Source organism: Flavobacterium sp. 103, from assembly GCF_003096795.1.
Lineage (GTDB): Bacteria > Bacteroidota > Bacteroidia > Flavobacteriales > Flavobacteriaceae > Flavobacterium.
On the sequence record NZ_QENX01000001.1, the window covers coordinates 876,705 to 890,100 of the forward strand.

Sequence of the window (13,396 nt, forward strand, 5' to 3'; positions counted from 1 at the left end):
TTAAGTTAGAATACTTTAAAAACGAAAAAACTACATGAACTGTCCAAACAAATTTCACAGTCAAACTTATATACTTGCGAATTGCCAAAAAAAAGGTTGCCCATTAGAGATAAAAAAAATTAAATCTAAACGTTAACCTTTGTATTTTTAATGAAATAACAACCTGAATCTTCATAAAATTAAATACTTTTGTAAAAACTATCCTAAATATGAATTTTGAATTAACAATCATTATACCTGTTTATAACGAAGAGGATAACCTAGATCGTGTGCATCAAGAAATGAAACAGTTTTTGTCCATTTCGAAGAAAAAGACAAAAATCCTATTTGTCAATGATGGCTCCAAAGACAACAGTCAAGCATTAATTGAAAAAATCTGCAAAGACAACGAAGAATTCACTTTTATTTCTTTCGAAAAAAACGCTGGTTTAAGTGCCGCCATCAAAGCCGGTTTTGATTATACAGACACTCCTTGGGTTGGTTATATTGATGCCGACTTACAAACAGCCCCAGAAGATTTTAACATTCTAATGGAATATACTGGAGAATATGACCTTGTAACTGGGGTACGCTCCAACAGAAAAGATTCCTTTACCAAAAATATGTCATCCACCATAGCCAACGGCATCCGAAGAGCTTTTACGGATGACGGCATGGACGACACAGGATGTCCCTTAAAAATAATCCGCACGGATATGGCCAAAAAAATTCCAATGTTCAATGGATTACACCGTTTTTTACCAGCCATGATTTTGTTGCAAAATGGTAAAATCAAGCAAACTCCAGTTAGACATTTCCCTAGAGTGGCAGGGGTTTCAAAATTCAATCTTTGGAATCGACTATTGGGACCATTGCAAGATTGTTTTGCTTATTTGTGGATGAAGAAAAAATACATCAATTATAGTGTAGCAAAACAAGGATAATGAACAACATCATCATTTATTCCATAGGATTCATTGCTCAAATTTTATTTTCGAGCAGAATGATATTGCAATGGATTATTTCCGAAAAAAACAAAAAGGTATTGACTCCTGTTTTGTTTTGGGAAATCAGTTTATTTGCTTCTTTTTTATTGTTTGTTTACGGTTATTTTAGACATGATTTCTCAATTATGTTAGGACAGACAATCACTTATTACATTTACATCAGAAACATTCAACTGCAAAATGACTGGAAGAAAATACATGTGGCACTCCGGTGGTTCATTCTTTTATTTCCTGCTTTTATAGTTTGGTATTCTTATAATAATAATGTCTATGATTTGGACAATTTATTAAGAAATGAAGCAATTCCTAAATGGTTGCTTTGGACAGGAATAATAGGGCAAGTATTGTTTACATTACGTTTTGTCTATCAATGGATTTATTCTGAAAAGAAAAAAGATTCCGTATTGCCATTAGGCTTTTGGATCATTAGTTTGACTGGATCCCTTATCATATTCATTTATGCCATAATCAGAAAAGATCCAGTATTATTAGCAGGTCACGCCATAGGATTAGTCATTTATACTAGAAATATAATAATCATAAAGAAGGATGTCAAAATTAATTCATAATTACACTTTTTGGCTTTTTGTTATAGCCTGCTTGATGCTTTTCCCGCATTTAGATGTTATCGAAGTGAACATCATGGAAGCTCGAAACTTTATTACTGCAAGAGAAATGGCAACTCATAATCATTGGATACTGACAACCCTCAATGATTTACCACGTTATGAAAAGCCACCATTACCAACCTGGCTAACGGCTGTTTCCGGAATTATTTTTGGATTTGACAGTATTTATGGAATGCGAATCCCTGTTGCGTTAATTACATTATTACTTGTATTTGGAGTTTATAAATTTTCTAAAAAATTAGGTTTGTCCAAACAGCAAAGTTTCCACAACGGACTTATTTTGATTACTTCTTTTTATATTTATTTCGCAGGAAGAGACAATCAATGGGACATGTACACCCACAGTTTTATGGTCGTTTGCATACTGTTCATTTGGGATTTATTGAATGGTTCAAAGAAACCTCTTTTTAATGCTGTCATGGCAGGATTGTTTTTTGGATTTTCTTTTTTAAGCAAAGGACCAATTTCAGTTTATGCCTTATTATTGCCTTTTTTAATTGCTTATGGTTTCACTTATAAGTTTCAATTAAAAGACAAAAAAATGTACCTTATACTTATTCTTCTATTGGGTATAATCATCGGTTTATCATGGCCATTGTATGTCAAATGGGCAGATCCTGCAACCTATTTAAAAGTGACCAAAATAGAAAGCAGCCGATGGGGAAATTACAACACCAGACCTTTTTATTATTATTGGAGCTTTTTTACCCAAAGCGGTATTTGGACAGTCCCTGCATTTATTGCTTTAATTTATCCGTATTTAAAAAGCAAAGTCAGCAATTTAAAAGCTTATCAATTTACATTAATCTGGACGTTGGCTTCTGTGGTTTTACTTTCGATAGTACCCGAAAAAAAATCAAGATATTTATTGCCTGTTTTAATTCCGATGGCTTTGAACACAGGATTTTATATTGAATACTTGATTAACAATTTCAAAAATATCAGTCTAAAAAAGGAAAAAGGAATTGTTTATTTTGCTTTTGGGCTTATAGGAATCATTTGCATTGCCATTCCTGTTGGGATTTTCATTAAAGTAAAAAATGAAATAGCAGGATTTGAATTTTGGCTAATTGCCTTGAGTTTATCGTTATTGGCAATAGGTTATGTTCTTGTTACAAATCTTCGAAATAAAAACTTCATAAAAGTATTCTATGCGGTAATAGCTGTTCAGGTAGCCGTCATAGTTTTTGGAATACCATTCACTGAATTGATTTTAAAAAATCCTGATTATGCCAGTGCAAAAGCAATTAGGGAAAAAGAAAAAGTTTTTGGCGTTCGAACTTATGAGTTAAGTTCGTTTACACCCGAAATTATTTGGGATTATGGTTTTAGCATCCCCATATTATTAAATGAAGAAACCAACAAACTAAACTTACCCGCTGAGAGTAAATTTGGTTTATTGGCTTTGGAAAAAGATAGTGTTAATTCTAAAAAAGAATTTCAGAATTACAATCTAAAAAAAGTTTCGTATATCGATTTGAATCATGTTCCAAAAGATACAAAAAAGCACAATGAACGATTGGTTCGCATATACTATATCGTTATGAAGAAATAATTGGCTTAATTCTATAAACAACGGCTTTCTATTGAGTACTTAATTGAAACATATAAGTCATATAAGCTGTTCGATTGAAAAAAAATAAGCAAAGCCAAAATTTCATTTAAGCAAAAGTAAAGAACATTATAAAGAACATTATTTACTTATTTGCGCTTTTTGTCCACTTGACAAACTGTTTTTATTTTATTTTAAACTTAAATGACTTATATGGTTAAAAATATATGCTGTCTACTTTGGAATAAAGCGAAATAATTATTCTTTCTCGTAACGTTCCATTTCTCTATCATAAAATTCATTGGCAAGAACAATCAGTCCTTCCATTTCGGCGTTTAATTCAGCTTCATCAAGGTCTTCTGCCTCTTCCATAAATTCAACCTCATCATCTTTCAAATTGATGATGAATCTTGGGTAATCCAAGTGAATGATAAAAATATCATCTGGAAAATCAGTATTATCTCCCAGTAAAAATTTTGGTAATTCCATGTTTTTAAGTTTAATCGTTTATTTGTTTATTCGGTTAAACGGTTAAACAAATAACCGATTAACCAAAAATTTTATTTATCAGACAAAATAACCGGTGCACTTCCCTTTCCATTCATAAAAATAATTTTAGAATTTGGTGAAGCTGCCAGCTCTTTTTGTGCTTTAATTTGTTCGTATTGCAATTGTTTATCGGTTAATCCCAGAGAAATAATTCTTTGATAATCAGCGATACCTTGTGCTTCTACTCTTTTTCGCTCGGCTTCTTGTTTTTCTTTTTGAAGAACAAAAGTCATTTTTTGAGCATCTTGTTCGGCATTAATTTTACTTTCTATCGACTTTTTTACCGAAATTGGAAGATCAATATTTCGAATTAACAATTGTTCCAAAACTAAACCTCTGCTTTTAAAATCAGACTCAATAGTCTTAAAAATTCGTGCCTGAAACTCATTCCTTTTGGTCGAATACAAAGCCACAGCATCATAAAAAACAGCGTTGTCTCTTATTCGTGTTCTAGTAATTGGCCTTACTATTTTATCGGTATAATCCACACCAATAGTCTTAAAAATCTTTGGTGCATCGGTAGGAACCACACGATACAGAACAGTCAAATCAATAACTACTTCAAGTCCGTCGTTAGACAAAACACGAATGGCATCATCTCCTGCTTGTGCGCCTTCGCCGTGAACAGCAGACATCGTGTAATTTTGTGTTTGAATATCAAATGTGGTAATGTCCAAAAGCGGATTGATAACATGTAAACCGCTTTCCAATACATCAGAATCCACACTTCCATAAAGAGACTTCACTCCTACTTGCCCAGCGTCAATTTGCTTAAACATTGAAGAAAAAATTCCTAAAACGATTAGGATAAATCCAATAATCCTTAATAGACCAGTAAATTTAGAAAACGGATTAACATTGTGGCTTAATGCAAATCCAACAATCAGTAAAATTATTCCAAGAATAATAAATAGTATCATTTTATAGTTTTTAATTGGTACGTTGATTATACGTTAAAACCAATTATAAGTTACATTCTTACAAACACTTATTTTCCTGAATTTTCAAGAACCAGCTTTTTTGTCAAACGAGCAAAACGAATATACAAAAACAGAGCCGCTGCAGTCAAACCTGCCAAAAGGCCAATCCAAACACCAACCGCTTTTAAGTCGGTATATTTTCCCAAATAAAAAGAAATTGGGAAACCTACAATCCAATAGGCCACAAAAGTAATGTACATTGGAACTTTCACATCTTGCAAACCTCTCAAAGCACCCAAAACAACTACTTGAATTCCATCAGAAATTTGAAAAATAGCAGCTATCAACAATAATTTCGAAGTGATGAAAATGATTTCCTTATTATCCAAAACCTGAGCAGGATCATTCATATTCAAAAACAAATGCGGCAAGAAATTATGAAAAACAACAAAAATACAAGCAAAAAAAGCTTCAATCATTACCGCCAATAAAAAGATAGATCGCGCAACGATAATCAGGCCTTTATAGTCCGCCAACCCTTTGGAATGACTCACCCGAATCATGGCCGTAACACTCAAACCCATTGCCACCATAAATGTTGACGAAGCCAGTATCAAAGCAATTTGATTTGCTGCCTGACTATTTTTTCCCAATGTGCCCGAAAGCCAAATTGCCGCCGTAAACAAAGTCACCTCAAATAACATTTGCATAGCCGAAGGAAAACCTAGTCCAATAATCTTTTTAACGATTGATTTTTTTATTTCTTTAAAAGTGAAATTTTTAAAATACTGTTTCATAATGGCATTGTGCTTCATCAGATAATGCATAAAAACCACCATCATAATTCTGGAAATTACAGTTCCTAAAGCAGCCCCTACAACTCCCAATTTTGGAAAAATCCAAAAACCATAAATCAATACGTAGTTAAAAAACACGTGCACCACATTGGCCAAAATAATAGAATACATCGAATATTTAGTCAAAGACAATCCATCGGCAAATTGCTTATATCCTTGATACATCACAACCGGAATTAGAGAAAAAGCAACCCAATCAATATAAGGTGCCGCTAGTGCAACCACAGCTGGAGGCTGATTCATAAAATACATCAAGTGCTTCGACAACACAGTCAATATAAACAACGACACACCGAGAATCGTGCACAACAACAAACCATGGTGAAATGTAGTTCTGATTTTCTTATCGCTTTTCTCAGCATCGGCTTCAGCAGTTAATGGTGTTATAGCTGTAGAGAAACCTATCCCTATAGACAAAGCCAAAAAGATAAAACTATTCCCCAAAGAAACTGCGGCCAACTCAGTTGACCCTAAATTTCCAACCATATAATTATCCACAATTCCGATCAAAGTATGCCCAAGCATTCCTAGAATCACGGGATAAGCCAATTTTATATTATATGAGAATTCTTTAGTGTATTGTTCAACGTTCATTTTAATTTATTAAGTCAGCAAAGATAAATAGAAGCTTTCAATTGCATCAACAGTATTAAAAATATAACATCCGTTTTTTAGATATTTTTTGCGTAAATCAAGTAATTCTATAACAGTAAGCAATAATTCTATAACATTCCCGGCAAATCCTAACCTTACATTTGCAGGGTAGTTCTGATACAAATAAACAGAACCAATTAAAAAAATACCCAAAATTTCAATTATGAAAACTACAGTAAAAATTAAAGCATTATTTACATTCGCAATCGCACTATTCTTTGCAAACAATTCACAAGCTCAAGATACAAAAAGCTTCAATCAGGGATTCCGTTTAGGAATTGGTCTTAACGGAGGAATACCAACAGACAATGATGATTACGACTGGTCTTTGGGTGGAGATGTTCGCCTTCAATATGATTTAGCACCAAGAGCATCTCTAACACTTACAACAGGTTTTACTAATTTATTCGTTGACCCAAATGTAAAAGATTTAGGCTTCATTCCAGTAAAAGCTGGTTTTAAAGCTTTCATCGGTGGAAATCAATTTTATCTTTTAGGAGAAGTAGGTGGTGGTTTTGCTGTAACCAACGGTTATGACCAAAACACTTATATCTGGTCACCTGGAGTTGGATATGCTACTAAAAATATTGATTTAAGTTTACGTTATGAAGCTTATACAGATTATGATACTGATCAAATTGCATTACGTGTAGCATACGGATTTGATTTGTAAAAAAATAATTCGCCAAAAAAAGGCCTAATAATTGCAATGCCCCCGAAAAGTTAGAAACTATTTGGGGGCATTTTATTTATTTATATTCTAGCTTCTTATCCGTCAGGGTCTTCATAAAAGCAATTAGCTGTTTCTTTTCTAATGGTGTTAAATTTAATTTATCGATTGGTAACGTTTGATTGGATAAATTAAAACCCAAACCATTTCCACCACCGCCATCATAGAAATCTATTACTTCTTCCAACGTTTTGAAAATTCCATTATGCATATAAGGTGCGGTTAATGCAATGTTTCGAATCGTTGGTGTTTTAAACGAATAGCGATTCACTTCTGCTTTTGTCAAATCAAATTTACCCAAATCTCCATCTATCTTTTTGTCTTTTCCAGGAACACCTAGAACTTCACTTTCTGATCTGTCAAAATTAGGCGGAACGGTTCCATTTGTTAGCGGAATAAAATGGCAAGTTGCACATTTGGCTTTACCTGCAAAAAGATTAAAACCAGCTATTTCATCAAGATTAAATTTTTCTTCCCCTCTCATATAACCATCAAATCTTGAATCATAATTACTTAAAGACCGAATGTATGATGCCAATGCATTTTTGATTGCAAAAGCAGTAATTTCTTTGTTTGGAAATGCTTTCTCAAAATTGGCAGCATATTTTTCACTCTTTTTTAAATCCAAAGCTGATTTCTCCAAAGACCCGTGCATTTCGTTCTCATTTGTAATCACGGCAATTGCCTGATCTTCGAGATAATTCACTCTCGAATCATAAAAAAAGCTACGCTGAAAAGCAATATTGGAGAGCGTTGGCGTATTCCTTTTTACCATTTGTTTTCCATCCAATGTAACTGCTTTTTCCAAACCATCGGTAAAAGCTTTGTCTGCATAATGACAGGAAGCACAAGAACGAGTATTATTCCCTGATAAAACAGGGTCATTAAATAACAATTTACCCAATTCTATTTTCTCCTTTGTCGTTTTATAATCCGGGAATCCTGAAAAAGCTTCTGCATCAAAAGCATTTTTATCGAATAATGTCTGAGCTCCAACTTTCAATCCTCGACTTTCCTTAAAAAAAGGAATTTTCAAATCCGATTGCAATTCATAAATTGCTTTACTCAAAGGATTCAAATATTTTTTAATAAAATAGGCGCGGTCAAATTCATTGAACTTCGAATTTTTATCCAAATAATCTTTTCCTACTTTTAATATTTTTAAAGTCGTCGAATTTTGTCCATTCTCATCATAAATAGCTAACTGTTTTTCGATAGATTCCAATGAAGTTATCGCTTCTGGTAAAGAATTCAGGGCAATCGGAGAATCAAATCCCGTTATCCCCAATGTAATTATTCTAAAAACCTCCAAACGCATCGCATCAAAAACAGAAGCATCTGTTAACTCATTGGTTTTCGAAATCATTTCCAAACGGTACACATTAGCGGTGAGAATACCTATTTCTTTTAGAATTTCATTTTTAGCATTCTTATCATATACCGGAAAAAAAAATTCCTCAATAACCTGAAGTCCTGCAGGAGGAACTGTAATCCCTTCGTCATCTTCATATTCATCAAGAGCTGGACCGTTTATCGCTTTGGAAACTGACGGAAAAAAATATTCACTAATAGATTCAACTCTTTTATAACTCTGATGTGCTTTTAAAAATTGGTTTTGCAATTGCTTTTGAGTTGCTCCATTTTCGACTAAATGTTGTAGTTGAACAACATTTTTTTGCAAAACAACCAAATCCGATTGGTACAAATCATTAATTTGCTCGGCTTTGGGTTTAGATTCGGAACAAGAAAACAGTAAAAAAGAGATAAAAAGGAAAACAATATTTTTCATATAAATGATTAAAAATGTAAAAAACAGAAGCCACGATTTCAAGACAAAACCGTGGACTTCTGAAAAAAATAAAAAAGTAAATTATCTAGCTAACCCTTTAATCAATACAATTTGGCTTGCTTGATTTTCATTTGGACGGCCATTTCCTCCGTCAATATTTTTATACTTATCTCCAGTCCAAGTATGCGGTTGAACACTTAATAAAAAAGTATCATCTATTCCCAATTGCTCAGATACATCGATTAAAGCACCATATTCCCAATCTCCAAACTTAGAAGTTCCACCAACATTATATTTGGCTGCATCTGTTGCTGTACGACGGTGATCTAATTCAACTACCACTTTTAATTGTTTTGTCGCAATATTGTACTGATAAATATAGGCGTCATGTGTTTCATCACCATAACCATTTGCATCTTCTTCTACATAAACATAGTTTTTAGTCACACAAATATTATCTGGATTTTGAAATTTTCCGGCAATCCCCGTACGATCGTCCCCGTCAAGTAACACCTGCAAAGTTCCTGACAATGGATTTGCGGCATCCAAGTTCAATTTATAAACTCTACCATATTTGGTTCTGGACGCATCAGCATTTGTTTTAACGTAATCTTGACCAGTAACATTAAAGTAAATTTCACGATCGGCAGCATCGCCACCTTTTCTATAATCAAGGTCCTCCACTCTACCAAATTTGATGGCAGATAATGTATTTACCGCAGCATTGATTTGTGCCCCAGTCAAAGTAGTATGATTTTCAATTTTCACAAAAGAAACTGGATAATCTTTCCCCGTAACCATATCTTTCTCTCTTTGGTTACCATCCGTTCTTTTCATCATGTACAATGAACCGTTTGTAAGATCCCCAACTGTATTAGCCACATACATAAACAATTGACCTCCATAAGTTCCAGAATCATCATCACCAATGACTACCACCGTTTTACCTGCAAAAGCAGTTTTTCTTAAAGGCAAAGCATTTTCGGCGCTTAGGCGTCCAAAACCAGGCAACTCTTTAGAAACACTTGCCGATCCTACATCTCCATAAGGATTCAAGGCATGTGTACGAGACTCTTCTCCAGATTCACCACAAGTTAGGTAAGTTGGTCCAAAACCATGTTCTGCAGGAGTAGCCATTGTAGCACCGCATAATCTCCAAGTACCTCCTTTTGAGTTCAATAAATACTCTCCTTTTACTGGCTTAAATGTTTTGTCCAATGTTATTCTGGATACCGAAAAGTTGTCTTCCTGATTTACTAAAAATGTAAAAGTCCCATCTTCATTTTTTAATAATCCGGAACCGTCTGCAGAACCTCCAAAAACATAATTTGGACTTCCCGCCAAAACATCGTCAGAACTAATAACAGAAAACAATTCCAGTTTCTCAAAACCAGCTTGCTTTTTCAATAAAACTGGAGTTACTGATTGATTGGCTGTCAAAACAGTGCTATTGATTGGATTTTCTTCTGCATTTTTATCATTGTTACATGATACTAATGATGCAACTGCAAGCATCGATAGAATAATTTTTTTCATTTGGTTGTTTGTTTAAATTCGACACAAAGAAACCTCCATATTTTTAACTAAAAATGAACTCAACATTAACAAAACTTCAATAAAAGTTAACTAAAACAAACTAAACAGCAATTATTTTACATAAATCCACAAAACAGCAAAGAAAACAAAAATTCAAAAAATCACCTATTTTCTCCGTAATCCCTTTCAAAACAAAGGTTCCGTTTTCCTCTCCCAACAAAAAAGACTACTTTTGGGTAGCTAATCCAGCTGTTCGTTGTAATCTTTTTCAAGAACTGCTTTTTTTCTAAGTCCCGGAAGGAGCTTCTGTTAGTCGCTCTCCCGGAACAAGAAAAAATAGCTGTTCTTTTCAAAAGGATTTCCACGTCCATCTGGGCTAGGGCATTCATTTTCAAAACAACTTTTCATGGAAAAATTCACACTTGAAATCCTTTTTCACATTATCGGAATTGGTTCTGCATCGGGACTCATTTACAAAGACAACAGTTTATTTATCATAGGTGACAACAGCGGATTTCTATACGAATACAGCATAGAATCCAAAAATCTGCAACGCCACGAAATCATAGAAAACGCCACCGAAAATATTGCCAAAAGTGAAAAACCCGATTTTGAGGCTATTACTCATTTTGGTGACAATCTCTACGTTTTCGGGTCTGGCTCTACCGAAAAAAGAAATAAAATGATCCAGATCAATACACTTGAAAAAGAAATAAGTACCAATGACCTTACAGATTTATATGGTGTCATGCAAAGTTTTGGCGAAATAAAACCCGAAGATTTCAATATAGAGGGCGCTGTTTATACAGGAGAAGAATGGTACTTATTCAACCGAGGCAACGGAAAATCAGCCAAAAATGTATTGTTTACCATCCAAGGAAAAAATTTGATTAATGAATTCAACATCCTTTCCAACAATTATAAATTACCCAAAATAAAAGGAGTGCGAAGCAGTTTTACCGATGCCGCTTCGATCGACAATAAAATTTACTTTTTATCAACTGCCGAAGACACTGATTCCACATACCATGATGGAGAAATATTAGGTAGTTTTATTGGGTGCATCGACATCAAAACCATGAAAATCGATTTCACCAAAAAAATCAGTGACACCCATAAATTTGAAGGACTAACGGTTTATAAAAATTCTCCAGACGCAATTGAGTTTCTACTTTGTGAAGATAATGACACCGAAGTATTGGAAGCCAATATTTATAAATTAACATTAAACAAAAAACATTAAAAGTAAAATAATGAACGACTTAAAAAATAAAAATGCCGTAATTACGGGTGCTGGAAAAGGAATTGGTAAGGCAGTTGCCCTTGCTTTGGCAAAAGAAGGTGTAAACGTAATTTTATTGGCTCGAACACAATCAGAAATTGATGAAGTAGCAAAAGAATCAAGCACGTTCGGCGTAAAATCATTAGCCATAACCGCCGATGTTGCCAATATCAACTCCGTAAATTCAGCTGTAGAAAAAGCCTTAGTTGAATTTAAAACCATTGACATTTTAATCAATAACGCCGGAATTGCTGCTTTTGGTAATTTTTTAGAATTAGAGCCAGCCGATTGGGAACGCATTATTCAGGTTAATTTAATGGGAACGTATTATGTAACCCGTGCTATTTTGCCCAACATGATTGAAAGAAAAACAGGAGATATTATCAATATTTCCTCAACAGCAGGATTAAACGGAAATGCATTAACCAGTGCTTACAGTGCTTCAAAGTTTGCAGTTTTGGGACTGACAGACTCTTTGATGCAAGAAGTACGTAAACACAACATTCGCGTTACAGCTTTAACGCCAAGTACTGTTGCAACCGATATGGCAAAGGAATTAAACCTTACTGATGGAAATCCTGAAAAAGTAATGCAATCTGAAGATATGGCTGAATTAATCATTGCCCAGCTAAAATTAAACCGACGCGTATTTATTAAAAATAGCAGTATTTGGTCAACAAATCCTTAGCCAATACCAGCGTAAACTAAAAAACGTAAACTAAAAACTGCTTCTTTTAAATTTGCCAAAATGCATTAGTTTACAAAGTAAATGGTATAGAATTTTGAGATAATAGCTTTTGGGGAAATATTCAGTAATAAATAAATGTATAGATATCAAATATTTATAAATCTAAAAAAACAATAAAAAACAGATTACTTCTAAAAATATAGACAAGTATTTAATTTATTTTGACAATGATGAGCTCGATATTGTATCGGGCTCATTTTTTTAAATATAATTATTGCATTATTGTATAATTTGATGTTTTGTACAATCTTTTGCATTACTCCTAATACTTGCATTTTTTTTAAACTTAATTAGAATACTTGTATAAATTGATTGAGAAATGGATTTCATATTAACTCAATGACACTAACAAATTTGTTGTAAATGTTAAAATAAAGTTAATTTTAAGTACTATGCGATACACAATACCTTTTTTAAGATATATATTTGCATAGGATATTATTATATGATTTTAATATCTACAAAAAACAACAATCAAAAAAAACAACAATCAAAAATCAAGTATCATGAAAAATTCAATTTTAATCTTAGGAATCACATTAGTATCTCTATCTAATATTTGTAAAGCTTCAAACACAATAAACAGTCAAGTTGCTACGTATCAAGCAATAGTTTCTTTGAGCGAAAATGACACAATAACATCAAATGAAAAAACAGCAATAGTAAAACCCGAAGTAATTATGGATTCTGAAACTTTTAATCCAGAAACTGTAATTGGGTCCAATTCTAAAACGGTTAACGAAATTATTTCTGAAAACGATAAACTAACAGAAAACACAACTTCGGATGAAATAGAATTTATAGTTTTCGAAGATTCCATGAAAGATATTATAGCTCAATCTGACTTAATAATTGAGAATACAGTTTCAAATGAAGCTTATCCACTTTTTATTGAAAACACTATTGAATCTGAAATAACGCAACTTGAAATGGTTATTGAAAGTTCTGTCTCTGATGAAGTTAGTCCTTTAAACTTTAAAGAAATTAATAAAAACACGTTTTTGCAAAACAACTTGAATACAAAAACTTTTGTTGGAATGAATTAATAATAGTAAAACAACAAGTAGCTAAATTAGGGCAGGTATAAAGTTTACCAAATAAAAAAGCACCATTATAAAAGTATAATGATGCTTTTTTTTATGTTCAAAAATCGTTTTTATCTTA

12 protein-coding genes are annotated in these 13,396 nt (G+C 33.1%); 7 read left to right on the forward strand and 5 right to left on the reverse strand.

Annotated features, from left to right (window positions below):
* The first annotated feature begins 209 nt into the window (after positions 1-209).
* The 3 genes from C8C85_RS03560 to C8C85_RS03570 are packed head-to-tail and all read left to right on the forward strand — an operon-like array spanning position 210 to position 3,170.
* Positions 210-923 (forward strand): glycosyltransferase family 2 protein, encoded by a 714-nt coding sequence (locus tag C8C85_RS03560; RefSeq protein WP_116795860.1) that lies wholly within the window; start codon positions 210-212, stop codon positions 921-923.
* Positions 923-1,555 carry a lipid-A-disaccharide synthase N-terminal domain-containing protein gene (locus C8C85_RS03565; protein WP_116795861.1) on the forward strand — a complete coding sequence of 211 codons (633 nt, stop codon included), beginning with the start codon at positions 923-925 and terminating at the stop codon, positions 1,553-1,555. Before C8C85_RS03560 ends, C8C85_RS03565 begins: the two co-directional genes overlap by 1 nt.
* The gene (locus C8C85_RS03570) at positions 1,536-3,170 is read left to right on the forward strand and encodes an ArnT family glycosyltransferase (protein ID WP_243412041.1); all 1,635 of its coding nucleotides are present in this window, start codon (positions 1,536-1,538) and stop codon (positions 3,168-3,170) included. The genes C8C85_RS03565 and C8C85_RS03570 overlap by 20 nt, the downstream gene beginning before the upstream one ends.
* A 255-nt stretch (positions 3,171-3,425) precedes the next feature.
* On the opposite strand, the gene C8C85_RS03575 is transcribed toward C8C85_RS03570, so the two are convergent.
* The 3 genes from C8C85_RS03575 to C8C85_RS03585 form a co-directional block, all read right to left on the reverse strand.
* Positions 3,426-3,656: a hypothetical protein gene (locus C8C85_RS03575; RefSeq protein ID WP_116795862.1), complete on the reverse strand. Its 231-nt coding sequence runs from the start codon at positions 3,654-3,656 to the stop codon at positions 3,426-3,428.
* Positions 3,657-3,727: 71 nt separating this feature from the next.
* Positions 3,728-4,636 carry a prohibitin family protein gene (locus C8C85_RS03580; protein WP_116795863.1) on the reverse strand — a complete coding sequence of 303 codons (909 nt, stop codon included), beginning with the start codon at positions 4,634-4,636 and terminating at the stop codon, positions 3,728-3,730.
* Positions 4,637-4,704: 68 nt separating this feature from the next.
* Positions 4,705-6,087 (reverse strand): MATE family efflux transporter, encoded by a 1,383-nt coding sequence (locus C8C85_RS03585; protein ID WP_116795864.1) that lies wholly within the window; start codon positions 6,085-6,087, stop codon positions 4,705-4,707.
* Positions 6,088-6,310: 223 nt separating this feature from the next.
* Here C8C85_RS03585 and C8C85_RS03595 point away from each other — a divergent pair, with 223 nt between their 5' ends.
* Entirely contained in the window at positions 6,311-6,820 is a 510-nt protein-coding gene (locus tag C8C85_RS03595; protein ID WP_116795866.1) for a hypothetical protein, read from the forward strand.
* Between the two features lie 76 nt (positions 6,821-6,896).
* Here C8C85_RS03595 and C8C85_RS03600 read toward each other — a convergent pair whose 3' ends face one another.
* Positions 6,897-8,666, reverse strand: a complete 1,770-nt coding sequence (locus C8C85_RS03600) for a cytochrome-c peroxidase (protein WP_116795867.1) — start codon at positions 8,664-8,666, stop codon at positions 6,897-6,899.
* An 81-nt stretch (positions 8,667-8,747) separates the two neighbouring features.
* Positions 8,748-10,202, reverse strand: coding sequence for a hypothetical protein (locus C8C85_RS03605; RefSeq protein ID WP_116795868.1), 1,455 nt, complete (start codon positions 10,200-10,202; stop codon positions 8,748-8,750).
* A 406-nt stretch (positions 10,203-10,608) separates the two neighbouring features.
* On the opposite strand from C8C85_RS03605, the gene C8C85_RS03615 reads away from it, so the two are divergent.
* The 3 genes from C8C85_RS03615 (at position 10,609) to C8C85_RS03625 (ending at position 13,278) form a co-directional block, all read left to right on the forward strand.
* A complete protein-coding gene (locus C8C85_RS03615; protein ID WP_116795870.1) occupies positions 10,609-11,445 on the forward strand; it encodes a DUF6929 family protein in 837 nt (278 codons plus the stop codon).
* 10 nt (positions 11,446-11,455) lie between these two features.
* Entirely contained in the window at positions 11,456-12,172 is a 717-nt protein-coding gene (locus C8C85_RS03620; RefSeq protein WP_116795871.1) for a 3-ketoacyl-ACP reductase, read from the forward strand.
* Between the two features lie 566 nt (positions 12,173-12,738).
* Entirely contained in the window at positions 12,739-13,278 is a 540-nt protein-coding gene (locus C8C85_RS03625) for a hypothetical protein (RefSeq protein ID WP_116795872.1), read from the forward strand.
* Positions 13,279-13,396: the final 118 nt, after the last annotated feature.

What these genes read in the sequence shown, in the direction of transcription:
- C8C85_RS03560 (WP_116795860.1), top strand. Translation starts at nt 210, where the DNA reads ATGAATTTTGAATTAACAATCATTATACCTGTTTATAACGAAGAGGAT.
- C8C85_RS03565 (WP_116795861.1), top strand. Translation starts at nt 923, where the DNA reads ATGAACAACATCATCATTTATTCCATAGGATTCATTGCTCAAATTTTA.
- C8C85_RS03570 (WP_243412041.1), top strand. Translation starts at nt 1,536, where the DNA reads ATGTCAAAATTAATTCATAATTACACTTTTTGGCTTTTTGTTATAGCC.
- C8C85_RS03575 (WP_116795862.1), bottom strand. Translation starts at nt 3,656, where the DNA reads ATGGAATTACCAAAATTTTTACTGGGAGATAATACTGATTTTCCAGAT.
- C8C85_RS03580 (WP_116795863.1), bottom strand. Translation starts at nt 4,636, where the DNA reads ATGATACTATTTATTATTCTTGGAATAATTTTACTGATTGTTGGATTT.
- C8C85_RS03585 (WP_116795864.1), bottom strand. Translation starts at nt 6,087, where the DNA reads ATGAACGTTGAACAATACACTAAAGAATTCTCATATAATATAAAATTG.
- C8C85_RS03595 (WP_116795866.1), top strand. Translation starts at nt 6,311, where the DNA reads ATGAAAACTACAGTAAAAATTAAAGCATTATTTACATTCGCAATCGCA.
- C8C85_RS03600 (WP_116795867.1), bottom strand. Translation starts at nt 8,666, where the DNA reads ATGAAAAATATTGTTTTCCTTTTTATCTCTTTTTTACTGTTTTCTTGT.
- C8C85_RS03605 (WP_116795868.1), bottom strand. Translation starts at nt 10,202, where the DNA reads ATGAAAAAAATTATTCTATCGATGCTTGCAGTTGCATCATTAGTATCA.
- C8C85_RS03615 (WP_116795870.1), top strand. Translation starts at nt 10,609, where the DNA reads ATGGAAAAATTCACACTTGAAATCCTTTTTCACATTATCGGAATTGGT.
- C8C85_RS03620 (WP_116795871.1), top strand. Translation starts at nt 11,456, where the DNA reads ATGAACGACTTAAAAAATAAAAATGCCGTAATTACGGGTGCTGGAAAA.
- C8C85_RS03625 (WP_116795872.1), top strand. Translation starts at nt 12,739, where the DNA reads ATGAAAAATTCAATTTTAATCTTAGGAATCACATTAGTATCTCTATCT.